Source organism: Chryseobacterium sp. LJ668 (assembly GCF_019613955.1).
Classification (GTDB): domain Bacteria; phylum Bacteroidota; class Bacteroidia; order Flavobacteriales; family Weeksellaceae; genus Chryseobacterium.
Window position 1 is genome coordinate 882791 of the sequence record NZ_CP080443.1, and the last position, 17864, is coordinate 900654.

Sequence of the window (17864 nt, forward strand, 5' to 3'; positions counted from 1 at the left end):
TTTTTTCACAAATAAATGCAAATATATTTCATTATACAGCAGCCATATCATATAATGCAATTAATTAATCAAAGAAACAAAATATACTTTTAAATTACTGATAATCAGTTTTTTATACTATAAATTTTCTTGTATGTTTGATATTTTTTTATAATTTTGGGAGATCAAATAATAATTAAAAATTTATGTAACAAATTAATTTAATAGCAATTATAGGCATTGCTATCTCCTCATTTTTCTACTCATGTTCTACTGAAAGGGAACTTGAAAACGAAAGTTCTCAAAATCTAGAAATCTTTTATCTAGTCGGGATTCTGAAGTCTGTGATATTTTTAGTAATGTCACTGAAAGCACATTGATTCCTGGTATAAAAGCTGTAAATATTGACAATGGAATTTTATCAACATGTAATAATAATATTTTGATTTCCCTACACTTCAGTCTTATGAAGATGCAATTACAATACTAGACAATCAAATTGATGATTACAATGATGGTTTTGATCAACAAACTGCAAATATGACTGATGAAGAAGCTGATGATTATGCAGACGAAATTGGCTTTAATGAAGATTATCCTTTAATAAAATTTGAAGAAGAACTAAACTCTTGTTCTCTAAGACAAAATATTGAAACTTTAGAAGAAGATTGGTTAAGCCAGCAAGGAGATGGAGCATGGAATTTAAATGCAGACCCATGATGAAACTGAAAGAGCATTACTGATTGCAGGATCTGAATTCATCGTCGGGAATTGTAAAGATGGTTACACATATTATAAAATATTTGAATGGGGTACGGTTGAAATTGAAATTAATGACATAAGTTCTCTTTCAAATATTTTAATTGCTATTAACAATATTATAAACCCCACAATGACTCAAGTAGACGATATATTAGCTGCTTCTGATACACCACATAAAATTGATGTAGGACCACCCGCTTACAATAACATCCCTACTTTTCCCAATGATTGCAAAGAAGCAGCAAAAGAAAAAGAAGAAAAAATATTTGGTAATAACAGAAGAATTATATGGAAAAATAAATTTGTAAGAAAATCTGGCGTCGGTTCATCTCCATCAATTAAAGGGAAAGCATTAACAAAATCATATAGAAAGAAAAAAGGAAAATGGAAAAAATTTAGAGCTACTATTACTGCCGGTCTTGATGGTATAGTTTATAATAATTGTAGCAATACAGTAACTTTCGCTGATTCAAAAGAAAAAAGAAGAAAAAGATTAAAGCTAACAAAACAAATAGGTGATCCCGGAAATTATCAACTTCATAAACTTAAACCAAACAAACTAATTAGTGTACACAAGCAAGAAGGAAATTATTTTCAAGATGATATATATTAATATATTGAAGAAATTTATAAACATTATATGTATTATAACAGCAGGAATAATTTATTCTCAGGATTATCCTTTGAAATTTGGAATAAAAGCGGGCTGGAATTATTCAAATGTGAATGCAATAGATGAATTTGGTGAGCCATCAGGTTATCTTAGTGGCATCATTGATGAAGCTTACGCAGGTTTTTTAATAGAAAAACAGATTTCAACAAAATCATACATACAGGTAACACCAACAGTCTCATTTACAGAAGCTGTTACTTTTATCGAATTACCTGTTTATTTTAAATATAATTTTTATAATAAATTCTCACTTCTTGTTGGTCCAAAACTCAATTTTATTCCTGATGAACAGTATAATAATTTTTATTATTTTAAAAAAAGACTCGGGATTAGTGGAGATATTGGAATTGATTATAAAATATCAAATCATTTTAATATTGAAGGCACTTTCTCAAAAGGATTTACAAAACAATTTGATGATCTTGCCTTAACCTATTATGAAGCTAGAAGAGATGTTTACAGAGTTGGGATAACCTATTATTTTTAACTCCTATAGATTATTAGTAAAACTTTCGGCGGCACCAAAGGTGCCGCCGAAAGTTTTACTTTTTAAAGATAGACTTAAGCTTTAGAATCCGCTACAAAAACCCGCTGCGAAAGTTCCTGATCGAATAAGTATAAAGCCGAAGGATTATCAGAAACCATTTTTATCTTTGTGACATATTGTGATGCGCTTGCTTCTTCCTCTACCTGTTCGTTGATAAACCACTGAAGGAAAGTTGTTGTTGCAAAATCGCCTTCGTCATTTGCATTTTTTACGATATTAAAAATACTTCTGGTTACTTTTTTTTCGTGTTCAAGCGCCTTCTCAAAAATATCTACTGCATTTTCAAAAACATGTGGTGGTTTTGGGATTTCTCCAACAATGATTTCTCCGCCTACATCATTCAAATAATCAAACATTTTATCTGCATGCATCAATTCTTCTTTGCTCTGAACTCTGAAATAATTAGCAATTCCGTCAAGATCTTTTGCAGAAAACCAGGCAGACATTGAAAGATAATATTGAGCTGCATATTGCTCGTGAGCTATTTGTTCGTTGATGAGTTGTGCAATTTTTTCGCTTACCATAATAAAAATTTATACTCAAAATTACGCATTAAAAGGCGAATTGAAAAGTTTTAGCAAAATTTAGAATTAGATTTAATATAAAAAGGATGGAATTGCTTCCATCCTTCTAACATTAAAAAATCAAAATTATAAACTATCAGTTTATTTACGGTTGAGGAGCAAGGCCGTGTCTCATTTTTCTGTCGCCTCGCATCCCTTTTTCTTTCATCATCGCTTTTCTCTGATCCATTTTTGCTTTTTTGCCCGCTTGCCATTTATCATACTGCTCTGGTGAAAGAATTTTCTTCATATCATTATCCATCTGCTGTCTTTTTGCTTTCATCTCTTTCATTTTAGCCTGTCGCTGATCTTTGTTTTTTTCAAAGTCATTTTTCATTTCAGCTTTTCTTTGGGCATGAAGCTCTTTGATTTGAGCCACCTGACTTTGGTTTAAATTCAGCTCTTTTTGCATTTCAGCCATTCTTTCCTGTTGTCTCTCCTGCATCTTCTGCTTCATTTCTTCTCTGTTTACTCTTTTATCCTGCGGAACTGCTTGTTGGGCCATTGCAAAACTTCCTATTCCGATCAATGCGATTGCTAGTACTAATTTTTTCATTTGTTTAAATTAAATTGGTTTGTTATATCTTTTGGATATCGAATTAAAGCTAAAGTTAAATATGAAATTCACAAAAAATGTTAAATTTTAATAAATATACTTTTATAATTATTATTAAATAAAAATAGATCAGGCAATAAAACCTGATCTACACACCACTCAAATATAATATATGAAAACTAATTTTTTACTAAGCCGTTTCTAAGCCCTCCGGAACTTCTTCCTTCATTTCCGCGATTTTGTCTCGGGCTGCTGTTTTGCATTCTCGGACCTGAATTCTCGTTTCTTTGTTGAGATCTGAAACCTCCATTATCTCTTGTTCCGTTACTTTCACTTCTTGGAGTTGCAGTTCTTACAGTACCTGTTTCAGGTCTTTTGTTGTTGCTTCTAAATCCTCCATTATCAGAATTACCTCTCATTCCATCATTTGCGTTGTTACTTCTTACTCCATTATTATCTCTCGTTCCATTACCAGAACCTCTGAAACCTCCATTATTTCCATTGTTACTTTTGATACCATTGTTTGAATTTCTGAATCCTCCGGAAGAATTATTTCCGTTTCTGAATCCTGAGTTTCTCACAACATTCAATGTAGGATTATCATTTCTTCTAAAAGCGCTTCTATCTACCTTATAAATATTGATATTCACATTTCTATATCGAGGCATTACCCTGAATCTTGGTGTATAGTAAGACCTTCTGTAGTTTTGAAAATAAGCTATCGGTCTGTGCCCCTGATAATAATTGTTTTGGAAAACCACAAATATTCTCGGTCCCAAAATTCTTTCCATTGCATAGAATCTGTCGTAGTACCATCTGTCAGGATTATATCTGTAAAAGTTGTTCCAGTTAGAAAAATTCGAGTATAGGTTATTCAGATATAAAATTTGATCGATCTGCCATCGGTTTAATCTATTTTGCTGGAAGAAAATATTCCAGTTGACATTTACAATACTATTTCTGTAATCATTATAATGACTTTGATAGTAGTCTTGAGGATAATAATCCTGGGGATAATTGTAATAATAATCATCAGGGAAATAATTTTGATCGTCTTCGTCATCATAATATCCATCGTTACTTCCATAATTCCCTTGGTCACCCCATCCGTTGTTTGGATATTGCTGTGCAAACGATAATGTCGCGAGAGACAAAGCAAATCCCAAAAGTATTTTTTTCATTTCTATAATCATTAATTGGTTAATATAGCAGAACTTTCATTCTTGTCTTTTGGATGTAAAGAAAAAAAAGAAGTTAAACCCTAAAGTAAAACTTCTTTTATAAATCTTTTAATCAACTGATAATCAATATGATTATTTTATTATGCACGACCACTATCTTTCACCCAATCAGAAATTTTTTGATTAAATAATGTATTTTTCTTTAAATTTTCGACATTTATATGCATTCTGTATCGCCAATAGTGCGGGAATACTGCAGGATTATTAATTCTTTCATTTGCCGAATTAAGATTAGTCAGTTGCCTATCAGTTGCGAGAAATTCCTGCAATGGGAAAATAGCCAACATTGCATCATTGTACAAGTGCTGCTTCATGATGATTTCAGCTACATACGGCTCCAAATTTTGCGGAGCTCTTCCGTATTGAATCAACTGTTGGTTGTAGTATTTCTGAGTCAGTTGAGCATCTTCTTCCCACCATTGTCTCAAGGTTGAGCTGTCGTGTGATGAGGCTGTCACTACATTAAGATAGCCTGCATTTTTAGGATCATAAAAAGAAATATTTTCAGACGGCATCCGTTGAACTTTTAAGGCAACGATTGCCAACTCATCCATCACTTCCGGAACACAATCAGGAACCATCCCTAAATCTTCACCACAAATCAACATTTTCGTAGAATTTAGAATTACAGGAAGCTTTTCCATTGCTTTTTCTTTCCAAAGAAAATCCTGTCTTTTGAAGAAATAATCGTGGTACAATTCGTAAATCGCTTTCTTTTCCCAATCTGACAAGTACTTGTAAGAATCTGTTTTAAAAGCATTAAATCTCGGGTGATAAACAGTCTCACCAGCTCTTTTTTCTGATAAGAATAAAACATTTGCACAAAGCGCAAGGAGCTGACCTTCAATATGACCAGCAGATTTTTTCTTAAAATGATCTGAAAGCTTTCTCTGGGTATCAAATTCTTCTTTAAAAGAATAAGTTCCGTTTAAATTATTATTCAAAAAATCTAATGCCTTATTACTTTGATCTCCGAAATAATTCCAAAGAATCAAGTCATTGATGTAAGGTTTGCAGTATCTGTCAAAATCAAACGGAATATGTCTTGCCTTAAATTCTTCCAAAACAATCGGAACAGCAGGATAAAAATATCCTAAAATTCCTTGAGTTGCAGAAACAGGCATTCTCCAGATTCTGAAAAAACCCAGAATATGATCAATTCTCATAGCATCAAAATACTGCTCCAGAGCTTTGAATCTGTTTTTCCACCATTGATAATTATCGGCTTTCATCGCTTCCCAATTATAAGTTGGGAACTCCCAATTCTGCCCAAGTTCTGTAAACTGATCTGGTGGTGCGCCAGCCTGGAAATTCATTCCAAATAGCTCAGGTTCAGTCCACGCTTCTACAGAATGCCTGTAGATACCAATCGGAAGATCACCTTTTAAAGAAACTCCTAAACTATGAATATAGTCAACAGCATCTTTCAGTTGCTTATGAAGCTGAAACTGCACCCACGCATGAAGCATGGAGGTATCATATTCTTTATTTTTTGGTGAGAAAAATGGTGAGATTTTTCCTGCTATATATTTTTTATGGGTCTTCCAGTCGTTGAAGTTGGGTGTTTTGTATTTATCTCGCAATACACAGAATGCTGTATAAGGAAGAAGCCAGGATTCGTTGTCTTTAATGAATTTTTTAAAATTTCTGTCTTTATAAATTTTATCTCTTTCAGTATTGAAAACAGCATTCAGATATTTCCATTTACCTGAAATCATTTTTTCGTAATCAATTAAATCCAAAGAATTTAAATCTGATTTTTCAGCCTCATATTCTTCAACTAATTCCTTAGGTAAATTATAATCTAAATTTCTTATAGAAATATATTGGGGATGCAAAGCGTATACAGAAACAGCAGCGTATGGATAAGAATCTGTCCATGTATAATTTGCCGTGGTGTCATTGATAGGAAGAATCTGAATAATTCCGAGTGAAGTTTCTTTTGACCAATCGGCCAGTTTTTTTAAATCTGAAAATTCACCGACACCAAAGCCTTCTTCACTTCTCAAAGAAAAAACAGGAACTGCAACTCCGGCCGCATGATACATTTGATAAGATCTGAATTTAAAATAATGATCTGCTGAAATCTGCAAAACATCTTTCTGAAGATTAGGAATTGTAAATCTGTTATCACCGGTTTCAACATCGATCACTTTTCCTTCAAGTGTATCGAAAATTGCATATTTATACTGAATCTGTTGATTTCCGGGAATCTCGACGGAGGCTTCCCAAACACCAAAATCAGTTTGTGTAAGATGAACGGCTTTTTCATAATCCCAGTTTCCCAGAGCCGGAACATTTCCGAACAGGACGATTTCCCATTCTGGATGATATATTGGTGCTTCAATTCTGAATAAATGACTATGTTTTTTAAGTACAGATAATTTTTTCGGAACAAACTGATTCAGCTTATTATATAATATTTTATTGTTGAGATAATTTTCGGGAAAATTCTTATTGTTCCATTGGTCAAAGATTAAAAACTCTTTATAATTGTGAGGAAAACTCAATTGATGCGAAACAAACTCTTGTCTTACCACATTATTTTTGTCGTTTACAAGCTGATAATGATACGATATTGATTTTGAAAAATAATCTACTTCACATTTCCAATAGCCATCTTCTGTGTAAAACATGGTGTGGATTTTTGGCACACTTCCGTTCTCATCAATTACCAGCTGAAGGTTTTCACCAGCATTTGCCCGATAACCAACGTTAAAATATAATTTCATCTATCTATTTTTTTGATAAAAATACAGTTTTAAAATTGAAAAACAAACCGTTACAGGATCAAATAATCATAAAAAAACCTTTTCCCACGTTGGAGAAAAGGTACATGTAATCATTTAAAATAATCAAATTTATTCTGTTATAAGAATCTTTTTATTCAGTAAAGCTTTTCCAGATTCATCAGTGATATTGACAATATATGAACCAGTCACTAAAGTTTTAAGATCAACCTGCTGATTCAGATTTCCTTCTTTTACAGATAATCTCTGCGTCAAAACAGTCTTTCCAGAAATGTCAAAAACGTTAATTTTGATGTTTCCTTTTACAGATTTGTCATTGACATTGATGTAGATAAAATGTTCATCAACTTTAGTGGGATATACATCCAGATTAGCAAAAACATTAACAGCGGTTGCTCTGTCGTTGACAAAATATTTACTCGCCAAATCGTAAATATGTAGATTGCTTTCACCTGAAAGCTGTTTTGCTTCAAGATCATTAAGGCTCACTTCATACATAGGTGCTCCTTTCGCACTTGCAATCACAACTTCACCTTTAGAATTCACGGCTGCTCCGTTTACAGAATAAGTTTCAGGAAGTCCCGATATTTTTCCTATAAATTTTGCCTTTAATTCTTTAGTTGAAACTTTAAACACATTACCCGAAGTAGAGAAAACATAGAAATTATTATCTGCATCAGCAATCATATCTCCGCCAAAGCCAGTTTCCATGGCTGTGAAAGAATTTTTACCATTTTCAGCATCATCTGTTATAATTCCGAGATCATTTACGCTGTACTGATTATTTTTTTTACTTATTTGGATAAACTGAGTTCCTGAATTATTGAGGGCATACATATTCCCATCATAACCCGTTGTCATTCTCGTGATATGAGAATTGATATCACAAGATGTAACCCGTGCAACAGTATTTTCAATCAATGTTATTTCTTTTGTTTTTTGATTTAAAACATAAATATTAGACGAAAACATCGGCATATACACCAAATTATCACCGGAATAATCGTAAGCCAAAGCTGCTAAAGTCATTGCCTGAGCATGATTGTAGGAAGTTTTATCTTCAGTAACAGAAGTTTTTCGTGATTGAGAAACTACTTTTGCTTCCGAAGAAACTCCGAAAATACTTTGACCGGAAGTTCCGTTTGCATTCATCGCACGGAAATCGCTGAATTCTATTCGTGGAGAATCTTTACCCGCCAGCGCAAAAAGATCCTGCTGTGCATTGATGGTGTTTCCAAGTAATAATAGAATGACAGGGAGTAAATGTTTTTTCATATTTTAAAATTTATTGGTAATTGTTTTAGTCTTACTAAGTTAAACAATTTTTAAATTATTTTTAAAAATTTATTATGAAAATTCAGCTATAGTTTAGCATATAAAAAAACTCTCGCAGATTTTACGGATTGAGGAGATGACTATATTAAAATCTACTCTTTCCGTAAAATCTGCGAGAGGTATAAAGTTTAAAAAAAATATTTTAATTCAAAACATAAGAGGTTCCGTCTCTTCCATCTTTTAGTTCGATTCCTTCAGCCAAAAGCTTATCTCTGATCTGATCTGAAAGCTCAAAGTTTTTAGATTTTCTTGCCTGATTTCTCAGTTCGATTAAAACCTGCAACGTTTGGTCTAACTTTTCATTATTATTTTCTTCAATCGCCTGAAGTCCTAAAACATCAAATATCAAAGCACTCAACGTTAATTTCAAATCTGCTAAATCTTTAGCTGAAACCGTTTCTTTTTCATCTTTTAAAGCAAAAATAAATTTCACTGCTTCAAATAAATGTGCAATCAAAACCGGTGAATTGAAATCATCTGTTAAAGCATCATAAGCTTTAGTTTTCCATTCTTTAAGATTAAAACCAGATTCATTTTGATCATTTGAAGCAATTGAATTTAATACTTTCACCGCTTCCATCAATCTTGTAAATCCTTTTTCGCTTGCAATCATCGCATCGCTAGAAATATCTAAAACACTTCTGTAATGAGCCTGCAGAAAACAGAAACGAACGATTGTAGGATGAAAAGGCTTTTCAAAAAAATCATTTTCCCCGGAAACCAATTGTTTAGGTAAAATATAATTTCCGGTTGACTTGCTCATCCGCTGAGAATTCATCGTTAGCATATTGGCATGCATCCAGTAATTTACCGGCTCTACGTCGTTGCAAGCTTTTCCCTGTGCAATTTCACATTCATGGTGCGGGAATTTCAAATCCATTCCCCCTCCATGAATATCAAATCTGTCTCCTAGATATTTGGTACTCATCGCAGTACACTCCAAATGCCATCCCGGAAAACCTTCTCCCCATGGAGAATTCCAACGCATGATGTGAGCCGGGGAAGCTTTTTTCCAAAGGGCAAAATCCTGTGGGTTTTTCTTTTCTCCTTGTCCGTCAAGATCTCTTGTATTGGCAAAAAGTTCTTCTATATTACGTTTAGAAAGTTCACCATAGTTGAGACCTCTTTTGTTATATTCTAAAACATCAAAATAAACTGAACCGTTGCTTTCGTAAGCAAAACCTTTTTCGATTAATTTCTGAGTCAATTCTATTTGCTCAACGATATGACCGGTTGCTGTAGGTTCAATATTCGGGGGTAAAAGATTAAACATTTCTAAAACTTTATGAAAATCTACTGTGTATTTTTGTACGATTTCCATAGGCTCTAATTTCTCCAAACGGGTTTGCTTTACGAAACGATCGTTATTAACGTCTCCATCGTCAGTAAGGTGGCCTGCATCAGTAATATTTCTTACATATCTTACTTTATAGCCCAAATGCATTAAGCTTCGGTAGATAAAATCGAAAGAAAGGAAAGTTCGCACATTTCCCAAATGCACATTGCTGTAAACTGTTGGCCCACAAACGTACATCCCAACGTTTCCTTCTAAAATAGGAGTGAATATTTCTTTTTCCGCTGTTAGCGAATTGTATATTTTTAGTTGCATTTATTTTTGTAATTAAAAGATTGAATGATTATAAGACTTAAAAATTGGTCAAACAAATTCTGTCACAACAAATAATGGTTGTGATGAAAATCTGGCTTGAAACTTTTTTAAATTTTATCATTTCTAAATTTTTAATAATCGAGTTTTGCATGACTTCCTACATAATGAAGGAATTCCTGTCTTGTAATAGGATTGGTTCTGAAAATCCCACTTAATTCCGCAGTAATGGTCGAACTTGCGGTATCCTTAATCCCTCTGCAATTGACGCAAAGATGTTTTGCATCAATAATGCAAGCAACATTTTGGGTTCCTAAAGCATCTTTCAGCGCATCGACAATCTGCATCGTCAATCTCTCCTGAACCTGCGGCCTTTTTGCGTAATAATCTACTATTCTGTTAATTTTCGAAAGTCCGATCACATCACCGCTCGAAATATATGCAACGTGCGCTCTTCCGATTATCGGTAAAAAGTGATGTTCGCAGAAAGAATATACTGTGATGTCTTTTTCTACCAACATCTGTCGGTATTTATATTTATTTGAAAATGTAGAAATTCCGGGTTTGTTTTCTGGAAGAAGTCCTCCAAAAATTTCATTCACATACATTTTAGCGACACGTTTCGGAGAATCTTTTAAAGAATCATCGGTCATATCAAGGCCTAAAGTTTCCATAATTTCTCCAAAAAGTTGCGTAATAATTTCTATCTTTTCCTGTGGCGATTTCTCAAAAGCATCTTCACGGATCGGCGTATGCTCTTTTCCCGTGAAAATATCATCATCGTTATCGGTAAAATCAACCATTTTTATTTATTTTGCAACAAAAATACGGATAAAATTAATTCTATATTTTAATTTAGGTCAAATTTGAATTACCTTTCACCCTATAAGTCTCAAATATTATGATTAGTGTCGAAGAAGTAATGAATATTGCGCAAAAGAAAGAATTTCTGGAATTTCCGGCAAGACTTTATAAAGATGACAAAGCGTATATCCGTCCTTTGGATAAAGATATCGAAAGCGTATTCGATAGCAGTCAAAATAAGTGTTTTGCAAATGGTGAAAGCACCCGTTTCCTTTTTAAAAATAAACATGGAGAAACTATTGGAAAAGTAGCTGTTTTTGTCAATAAACAATATATCGAAAAGCAACCGACCGGTGGAATTGGCTTTTTTGACTGTATCAATGATCAGGAAACAGCTAATTTTATTTTTGACAACTGTAAAGAATGGCTTCAAAAAAGAGGTATGGAAGCGATGGACGGCTCGATCAATTTCGGCGAACGAGATAAATTCTGGGGAGTTTTGATCGAAGGGTTTGACCAGCCTTTGTATGGAATGAATTATAATTTCCCTTATTACAAAGAGCTTTTTGAAAATTACGGATTTGAAATTTATTTTAACCAACTGTGCTTCAGCAGAAAGGCCCATGCTCCAACATCGAGAATTTTTAATATCATGCACGCCAAACATTCTAAAAACGAGCTGTTTTCTGCAAAACCTGTAAACAAGGTCCATCTCAATAAGTTTGCTGAAGATTTTTATACCATTTATAATAAATCCTGGGAAAGCCACGGCGGCGGAAAGCAGATGTCTCTCAATGATGTAAAAAAACTGTTCAACAATATGAAACCGGTTATGAATGAGCACATTGCATGGTTTGCGTATGAAAGTGGAAACCCGATTGCTATGTGGATCAATATTCCGGATTTGAATCAATGGTTTAAATATCTTAATGGAAAATTCGGGACATTGGAAAAATTAAAGTTTTTGTATTATAAAACTTTTAAGCACAATACAAAATTTGTCGGACTGATTTTCGGTGTTCTTCCTGAATGGCAAAACAAAGGTGTGGAAGGATATCTCATTGTGGAAGCCGCAAAACATTTCCAGGTAGAAACAAAATTTAAAGATTTTGAGATGCAATGGATTGGGGATTTTAATCCAAAGATGCTCGGGCTTGCGAAGCATTTAGATACCGAAATGACAAGGAAACTGGCAACATACAGGTATTTGTTTGACAGGAATAAGGAGTTTGAGAAACACCCAATGGTTTAATTTAAATATCAATTTATGGATTCATTAGTTTTTGTACTTATTTTATTTTTCCTTTTTATTTTATCGATTCCTGCAATTATTTTTTTGATTGCCTATCTGGCTGCACAAAGCAGAAAGAAGAAGCAAAAGATGCTTTTGGAGCGAATCGGTACTCCTGAATATTATGCTTTTGTAAGATATAATATGGGAAATACTCAAGATCAATTCTTTAAACTAAAAGCATTTCAGGGAAGTAGAATCATTTATCTTGAAGACCGAAAAATTATTTTCAGGGATACTTTAGATCAAAATCCACACACATTTATTTTAGATGAATGTTCCATCAAATGGGAGGATGTAAATATCGTTAATGGTTTATTGAAATGGTTTTCTATTACTGACAGCACAAAAAAATATTACTTCAATATCGACAGCGGAATGTTTATTTTTAACACCAACTCTTCAAAGCCTACAACAAAAAGCGTCTTTGACAAATTGGTTCAGCATCAAAACGAATTATAAACTATATGGCTTTAGAAAATTTCTAAAGCCGTATTTATTTTCATATTACTAACTATTTAAAACAGCTCTCCGGCAATTTTTTTAATATTATCACTTTTTCCCATTGAGTAAAAATGTAAAACAGGAACACCAAAATCAAGCAATTCTTTACATTGAGTTATTGCCCATTCTACACCAATCTGCTTTACAGCTTCATTGTTTTTTGCACTTTCCACTGCATTGATTAAATCTTCGGGTAAATCTATTTTGAAAACCTGAGGCAATAATTTCAAATGTTTTTTTGTTGCAATCGGCTTTATACCCGGAATAATAGGAACTGTAATACCCATTTTACGTGCTTTTTGCACAAATTCAATGAATTTTTTATTATCAAAAAACATTTGCGTAACGATATAATCTGCACCGGCATCTACTTTTTGCTTCAGCCATTTCAGATCGTAATTCATTGATGGAGCTTCCATATGCTTTTCGGGATAACCGGCTACGCCGATGCAAAATTTATTGTGCTCGTCACAAATTTGGTCTTCATCATGAAGATATTTTCCTCTTCCCAAATTATTAATTTGATTTACTAAATCCATTGCACTGGAATGCCCTCCAGGAGTTGCTTCAAAATACTGATGTCCTTTCATTGCGTCACCACGAAGCGCCATGATATTATCTATGCCCAAATACATACAATCGACCAAAAGATATTCTGTTTCTTCTTTGGTAAAGCCTCCACAAAGCAAGTGAGGAACAGTATCTACGCTGTATTTATGCTGAATTGCTGAACAAATGCCCAAGGTTCCGGGTCGCATTCTGGTAATACGTCTTTCCATCAAACCGTTGCCTTTATCGATGTATATATATTCTTCTCTTGAAGTAGTGACATCAATAAATGGCGGTTTAAATTCCATCAAAGGATCGATATTCCTGTATAAATCTTCAATCCCTATCCCTTTTTGGGGCGGAACAACCTCCAAAGAAAATAAGGTTTTGCCGTTGGCGTTTTTTATGTGGTCTGTGATTTTCATTTTTTATGAATCGTAGTTTAATTTTTGTATATCCAGTCAGTACCTAATCTGTTCGATTCTCCGCATTGAATATAAGAGTCGAGGTAAAATGAAATTTTAAATCTGTACTTCCTATCATTAAAAATTTCAAAAAATTTACTGCTTTGTATTACTTCGAAGTCCGATTTTATATTTACATTATAAACATATATTTTATTCGGCTTAAGCTTAATATCTTTATCCTTATAGGTAAAGCAATCAATATCTTTATTACTCAATTCCATTTTTTTAAAAGATTGAGTAATTTCATTATAAAATTCCAGATCTACTAATCTCATATTACAGAAATTAATCTCTTTTGGAATTTTAAAAAACTTCCCATCAATATTTTTAAGCATTAATTTAAACTTTCCAGTTTCCTTTAAATTGTCTGCATTTACAGTAACCAGATATTTTGTACAAAAACAAAAAGATCCAGGTTGAGAAATAAAATAAAGATTAGTTTTTTCATTTTAAATTCCGTCTGCTAAATTCGGGTTCAGCCACTTTCTGGCTTCCTGTAAAGAAATCCCTTTTCTTTTGGAATAATCTTTCAACTGGTCTTCTGATATTTTCCCTAAACCGAAATATTTGGCGTGCGGACTCCCAAAATAATATCCGGAAACGGCAGCCGTTGGGAACATTGCCAAACTTTCAGTAAGATAAACTCCGATATTTTCTTCCACTTTTAAAAGGTTCCAAATCTCATGTTTTTCCAAATGATCGGGACATGCAGGATAACCCGGAGCAGGACGAATTCCTTTATATTTTTCGGCAATTAATTCTTCGTTGCTTAAATTTTCCTGATTGGCGTATCCCCAATATTCTGTACGGACTTTCTTATGTAAAAACTCAGCGTAGGCTTCCGCAAAACGGTCGGCTATTGCTTTAACCATAATTGCGTTGTAGTCGTCGTTGTCTTTTTCATACTGATCAGACAATTCATCCGTTCCGAAACCTGTACACACACAGAAAGCTCCCATATAATCGGTTTTCCCTGAACTTTTTGGTGCGATAAAGTCGCTTAATGCGATATAATCTTTCCCTTTTGATTTCTGAACCTGTTGTCTCAACGTTAAAAACTTAACTTTTTCCTGATCATTTTCATCATAAATTAAAATGTCATCGGTTTCATTTGAATTGGCTTTAAAAATTCCAAAGACCGCTTTGGCTACCAAGAGTTTTTCGTCAACTATCTTCTTTAAAATTTTCTGTCCGTCTGCAAACAGTTCTTTTGCCTGCTCGCCAACAACCTCATCATCAAAAATGTTAGGATACTTTCCGTGAAGGTCCCAGCTTCTGAAAAACGGCGACCAGTCGATAAACGGAATCAATTCTTCCAGAGCCTGATTTTCAAAAACCTGAATTCCCAAATTGTTAGGCGTGAAAATTTCTTCGTTTTCCCAATCGATTTTGAATTTATCTCTTCGGGCATCTTCGATGGTAACGTAATTTTTATCAACCTGTCTGTTCAGGAACTTTTCTCTGAAATCTGAATAATCACTTTTTAAATCATCCACATATTCCTTGTTTCGGTCCCCAAGCAATGAACTTACTACATTGACCGCTCTGGAAGCATCATTCACATGAACGACTGCATTTTTATATTTTAAATCAATCTTTACTGCAGTATGCGCTTTTGAAGTCGTTGCACCCCCTATTAATAAAGGGAAATTTAAGTTCTGTCTTTCCAGTTCCGAAGCGATGTACACCATTTCATCTAAACTTGGCGTAATCAGTCCGCTCAAACCGATGACATCGACGTTGTGGTCGATCGCCGCCTGAATAATTTTCTCAGCCGGAACCATCACGCCCAAATCAACAATATCATAATTATTACAACCCAAAACTACACTCACAATATTTTTTCCGATATCGTGAACGTCGCCTTTTACGGTTGCCATCAAAATTTTTCCGTTGGGTTTCTGAGCTACGTCTTTTTCGGCTTCGATGAAGGGTTGTAAATAAGCTACAGCTTTCTTCATCACACGGGCCGATTTTACCACCTGCGGAAGAAACATTTTCCCTGCACCGAATAAATCTCCGACAACGCCCATTCCGGTCATCAGATTGACTTCGATAACGTGCAGAGGCCGGTCAGCAAGCAATCTGGCTTCTTCTACATCTTCTTCGATGAAACGGTCAATCCCTTTTACCAGAGAATGCGTAATTCTTTCCTGCAAAGAATGTGTACGCCATTCGAGTTCCTCAACTTTTTCTTTTTTGATCGATTTATTTCGTTCAGAATAATCCAAAAGTCGTTCGGTTGCATCTTCTCTTTTGTCGAGAATTACATCTTCAACGAGTTCGAGAAGTTCTTTATTGATTTGATCATATACTTCAAGCAATGCAGGATTTACGATTCCGATATTCATCCCGGCCTGGATCGCATGATAAAGAAAAACGGAGTGCATCGCCTCGCGCACCGTATCATTTCCACGGAAAGAGAACGAGACATTAGAAACTCCACCACTCACCGAAGCATACGGAAGATTTTGTCTTACCCAGCGTGTCGCTTCAATAAAATCGATTGCGTTTCGACGGTGTTCATCCATTCCTGTTGCAACGGGGAATATATTTAGATCGAAAATAATATCTTCAGCAGGAAATTTAATCTCATCAACTAAAATATCATATGATCGTTTGGTAATTTCCAGTCTTCTGTCATAATTATCGGCTTGACCGACCTCATCAAAAGCCATAACAATCACAGCTGCTCCGTATCTTTTGATCGCTTTGGCGTGTTTTACAAACTCTTCTTTTCCTTCTTTTAAACTGATGGAATTCACCACACATTTTCCCTGAACGACCTGAAGACCGGCTTCCAAAATTTCCCATTTGGAAGAATCGATCATGATCGGTATTTTGGAGATGTCAGGTTCGGAGCCAATAAGGTTGAGGAATTTAATCATGGAAGCTTTTCCGTCGATCAAACCGTCGTCAAAATTCACATCAAGAATCTGAGCACCACCATCCACCTGATCTCTTGCGATATCTAAAGCTTCAGCAAATTTTTCTTCTTTTATTAATCTTAAAAACTTTTTAGATCCGGCAACGTTAGTTCTTTCACCGACGTTGATAAAATTTGATTCCGGAGTAATGATCAAGGGTTCGAGCCCTGATAATTTTAAATATTTCATTGAATTATTCTTCTAAAATAAAATATGCGTTATTCGCATTTTGCTTCAGCAAATCGACATGTTTGCCTAAAGCGGTAAAAATCGGAAATCGTTTGTAGCCCAAATTATTTTCTTTGGCAAACTGCTCAATTTCTTCCGTGATTTCGTTATAATACATATAGCTGTAGTTTGGAAAAAGGTGATGGGCAACATGAAAGTTGAAATTTCCCAGCACATTTCTCACAAACCAGTTATTTTCTTTTAAATCATTGGTTACTTCCAGTTGATGGCGAATCCAGCTGAACGGAAGTCCGTTTTTTTCATCCAACTTCGGAAACGCATTGTCAGGAAGCGGATGTAGTGGTAACAGTACAAAAAGTGCAAAAATGCTTGCTGCAATGACCTGTAAAAACCAGGCTCCCAAAGCCAAGCTTAGTGAGACTTTAAAAAACAAAACCGGCACAGCGATCTGATAAAAAAAGTAAAATAATTTAAAACAAATCATCTTAATTTTTTCTGAAACAGGAATTTTGCCCTGTGTCTTAAGAATCACTCTTTCATTATCAAAAAAATCTCTGAAATCTCTGATGAACATCCAGTTGAAGAGATATAATGGATATACTAAAAAGAAAAATAAATGCTGGTATTTTTGAATTCCTTTAGCCTTGATCCATGGAACGATGAGTAAAAGTCCGCTTTGCTCGATGTCGGTATCCCAGCCGTCGACATTAGGATAGGCGTGGTGCGCTGCGATGTGTCTTTTTTTCCAGATGTAGGAATTGGCTCCCACAAAATCGAAAATCTGCAGCACAAGGCTATTCAATTTTTTATTTTTAAAAATATTGTTGTGAGCTGACTCGTGAATTAAATTTAAATAAATCAGAACCAGCGAAATACCCATCAACACAAAACCCGAAATATAAACCCACAATTGATCTGCATTGAGAAGCGCAAACACATACAAACCGAAATAGACCAAAGGCAAAAATATGGCTTTAATCTGGATGTAAACATCTCTGTTTCTGGGAAGTTTTTCTACTCGCTGATTCACTCTTTTTCTTAATTCATTAAACATTTTGGCGTCGTCTGGATTTTTTTGGTAAATTGGCTTTTCCATAAGATTCTTAATTTGGATTTAAAGT

General features: G+C 34.3%; 15 protein-coding genes. 5 read left to right on the top strand and 10 right to left on the bottom strand.

Going from position 1 to position 17864, the window contains the following annotated elements:
• The first annotated feature begins 519 nt into the window (after positions 1–519).
• The 3 genes from K0U91_RS04210 to K0U91_RS04220 are packed head-to-tail and all read left to right on the top strand — an operon-like array spanning position 520 to position 1901.
• On the top strand, positions 520–699 hold the full coding sequence (locus tag K0U91_RS04210) for a hypothetical protein (RefSeq protein WP_220180666.1): 180 nt from the start codon (positions 520–522) through the stop codon (positions 697–699).
• Complete coding sequence (locus K0U91_RS04215) at positions 686–1354, top strand: hypothetical protein (protein ID WP_220180667.1); 669 nt, start codon at positions 686–688, stop codon at positions 1352–1354. Before K0U91_RS04210 ends, K0U91_RS04215 begins: the two co-directional genes overlap by 14 nt.
• The gene (locus K0U91_RS04220; RefSeq protein ID WP_220180668.1) at positions 1341–1901 is read left to right on the top strand and encodes a porin family protein; all 561 of its coding nucleotides are present in this window, start codon (positions 1341–1343) and stop codon (positions 1899–1901) included. The genes K0U91_RS04215 and K0U91_RS04220 overlap by 14 nt, the downstream gene beginning before the upstream one ends.
• Before the next feature lie 74 nt (positions 1902–1975).
• On the opposite strand, the gene K0U91_RS04225 is transcribed toward K0U91_RS04220, so the two are convergent.
• The 7 genes from K0U91_RS04225 to folE all read right to left on the bottom strand — a co-directional run bounded on the left by K0U91_RS04225 (position 1976) and on the right by folE (position 10815).
• Complete coding sequence (locus tag K0U91_RS04225) at positions 1976–2485, bottom strand: ferritin (RefSeq protein WP_219971585.1); 510 nt, start codon at positions 2483–2485, stop codon at positions 1976–1978.
• 145 nt (positions 2486–2630) lie between these two features.
• Positions 2631–3080: a hypothetical protein gene (locus K0U91_RS04230; RefSeq protein ID WP_219971584.1), complete on the bottom strand. Its 450-nt coding sequence runs from the start codon at positions 3078–3080 to the stop codon at positions 2631–2633.
• A gap of 179 nt (positions 3081–3259) precedes the next feature.
• Positions 3260–4261: a hypothetical protein gene (locus K0U91_RS04235; RefSeq protein WP_220180669.1), complete on the bottom strand. Its 1002-nt coding sequence runs from the start codon at positions 4259–4261 to the stop codon at positions 3260–3262.
• Positions 4262–4401: 140 nt separating this feature from the next.
• Complete coding sequence (locus K0U91_RS04240; protein ID WP_220180670.1) at positions 4402–7053, bottom strand: 4-alpha-glucanotransferase; 2652 nt, start codon at positions 7051–7053, stop codon at positions 4402–4404.
• 129 nt (positions 7054–7182) lie between these two features.
• Positions 7183–8346, bottom strand: coding sequence for a T9SS type A sorting domain-containing protein (locus tag K0U91_RS04245; protein WP_220180671.1), 1164 nt, complete (start codon positions 8344–8346; stop codon positions 7183–7185).
• Between the two features lie 202 nt (positions 8347–8548).
• Positions 8549–10015 carry a cysteine--tRNA ligase gene (gene cysS, locus K0U91_RS04250; protein WP_220180672.1) on the bottom strand — a complete coding sequence of 489 codons (1467 nt, stop codon included), beginning with the start codon at positions 10013–10015 and terminating at the stop codon, positions 8549–8551.
• 131 nt (positions 10016–10146) lie between these two features.
• Positions 10147–10815 carry a GTP cyclohydrolase I FolE gene (gene folE / locus K0U91_RS04255; RefSeq protein WP_219971579.1) on the bottom strand — a complete coding sequence of 223 codons (669 nt, stop codon included), beginning with the start codon at positions 10813–10815 and terminating at the stop codon, positions 10147–10149.
• A 98-nt stretch (positions 10816–10913) separates the two neighbouring features.
• Here folE and K0U91_RS04260 point away from each other — a divergent pair, with 98 nt between their 5' ends.
• Positions 10914–12068, top strand: coding sequence for a hypothetical protein (locus K0U91_RS04260; RefSeq protein WP_220180673.1), 1155 nt, complete (start codon positions 10914–10916; stop codon positions 12066–12068).
• A 15-nt stretch (positions 12069–12083) separates the two neighbouring features.
• Positions 12084–12569 (top strand): hypothetical protein, encoded by a 486-nt coding sequence (locus K0U91_RS04265; RefSeq protein WP_220180674.1) that lies wholly within the window; start codon positions 12084–12086, stop codon positions 12567–12569.
• 56 nt (positions 12570–12625) lie between these two features.
• Here K0U91_RS04265 and metF read toward each other — a convergent pair whose 3' ends face one another.
• From metF to K0U91_RS04280, 3 genes are all read right to left on the bottom strand, one after another.
• Positions 12626–13585 carry a methylenetetrahydrofolate reductase [NAD(P)H] gene (gene metF / locus K0U91_RS04270; protein WP_220180675.1) on the bottom strand — a complete coding sequence of 320 codons (960 nt, stop codon included), beginning with the start codon at positions 13583–13585 and terminating at the stop codon, positions 12626–12628.
• A gap of 491 nt (positions 13586–14076) precedes the next feature.
• Positions 14077–16743, bottom strand: coding sequence for a methionine synthase (gene metH / locus K0U91_RS04275; protein ID WP_220180676.1), 2667 nt, complete (start codon positions 16741–16743; stop codon positions 14077–14079).
• A gap of 4 nt (positions 16744–16747) precedes the next feature.
• Entirely contained in the window at positions 16748–17839 is a 1092-nt protein-coding gene (locus K0U91_RS04280) for a fatty acid desaturase family protein (RefSeq protein WP_220180677.1), read from the bottom strand.
• Positions 17840–17864: the final 25 nt, after the last annotated feature.

Coding starts and splice junctions, on each gene's coding strand:
- K0U91_RS04210 (WP_220180666.1), top strand. CDS start 520: ATGACTGATGAAGAAGCTGATGATTATGCAGACGAAATTGGCTTTAAT.
- K0U91_RS04215 (WP_220180667.1), top strand. CDS start 686: ATGCAGACCCATGATGAAACTGAAAGAGCATTACTGATTGCAGGATCT.
- K0U91_RS04220 (WP_220180668.1), top strand. CDS start 1,341: ATGATATATATTAATATATTGAAGAAATTTATAAACATTATATGTATT.
- K0U91_RS04225 (WP_219971585.1), bottom strand. CDS start 2,485: ATGGTAAGCGAAAAAATTGCACAACTCATCAACGAACAAATAGCTCAC.
- K0U91_RS04230 (WP_219971584.1), bottom strand. CDS start 3,080: ATGAAAAAATTAGTACTAGCAATCGCATTGATCGGAATAGGAAGTTTT.
- K0U91_RS04235 (WP_220180669.1), bottom strand. CDS start 4,261: ATGAAAAAAATACTTTTGGGATTTGCTTTGTCTCTCGCGACATTATCG.
- K0U91_RS04240 (WP_220180670.1), bottom strand. CDS start 7,053: ATGAAATTATATTTTAACGTTGGTTATCGGGCAAATGCTGGTGAAAAC.
- K0U91_RS04245 (WP_220180671.1), bottom strand. CDS start 8,346: ATGAAAAAACATTTACTCCCTGTCATTCTATTATTACTTGGAAACACC.
- cysS (WP_220180672.1), bottom strand. CDS start 10,015: ATGCAACTAAAAATATACAATTCGCTAACAGCGGAAAAAGAAATATTC.
- folE (WP_219971579.1), bottom strand. CDS start 10,815: ATGGTTGATTTTACCGATAACGATGATGATATTTTCACGGGAAAAGAG.
- K0U91_RS04260 (WP_220180673.1), top strand. CDS start 10,914: ATGATTAGTGTCGAAGAAGTAATGAATATTGCGCAAAAGAAAGAATTT.
- K0U91_RS04265 (WP_220180674.1), top strand. CDS start 12,084: ATGGATTCATTAGTTTTTGTACTTATTTTATTTTTCCTTTTTATTTTA.
- metF (WP_220180675.1), bottom strand. CDS start 13,585: ATGAAAATCACAGACCACATAAAAAACGCCAACGGCAAAACCTTATTT.
- metH (WP_220180676.1), bottom strand. CDS start 16,743: ATGAAATATTTAAAATTATCAGGGCTCGAACCCTTGATCATTACTCCG.
- K0U91_RS04280 (WP_220180677.1), bottom strand. CDS start 17,839: ATGGAAAAGCCAATTTACCAAAAAAATCCAGACGACGCCAAAATGTTT.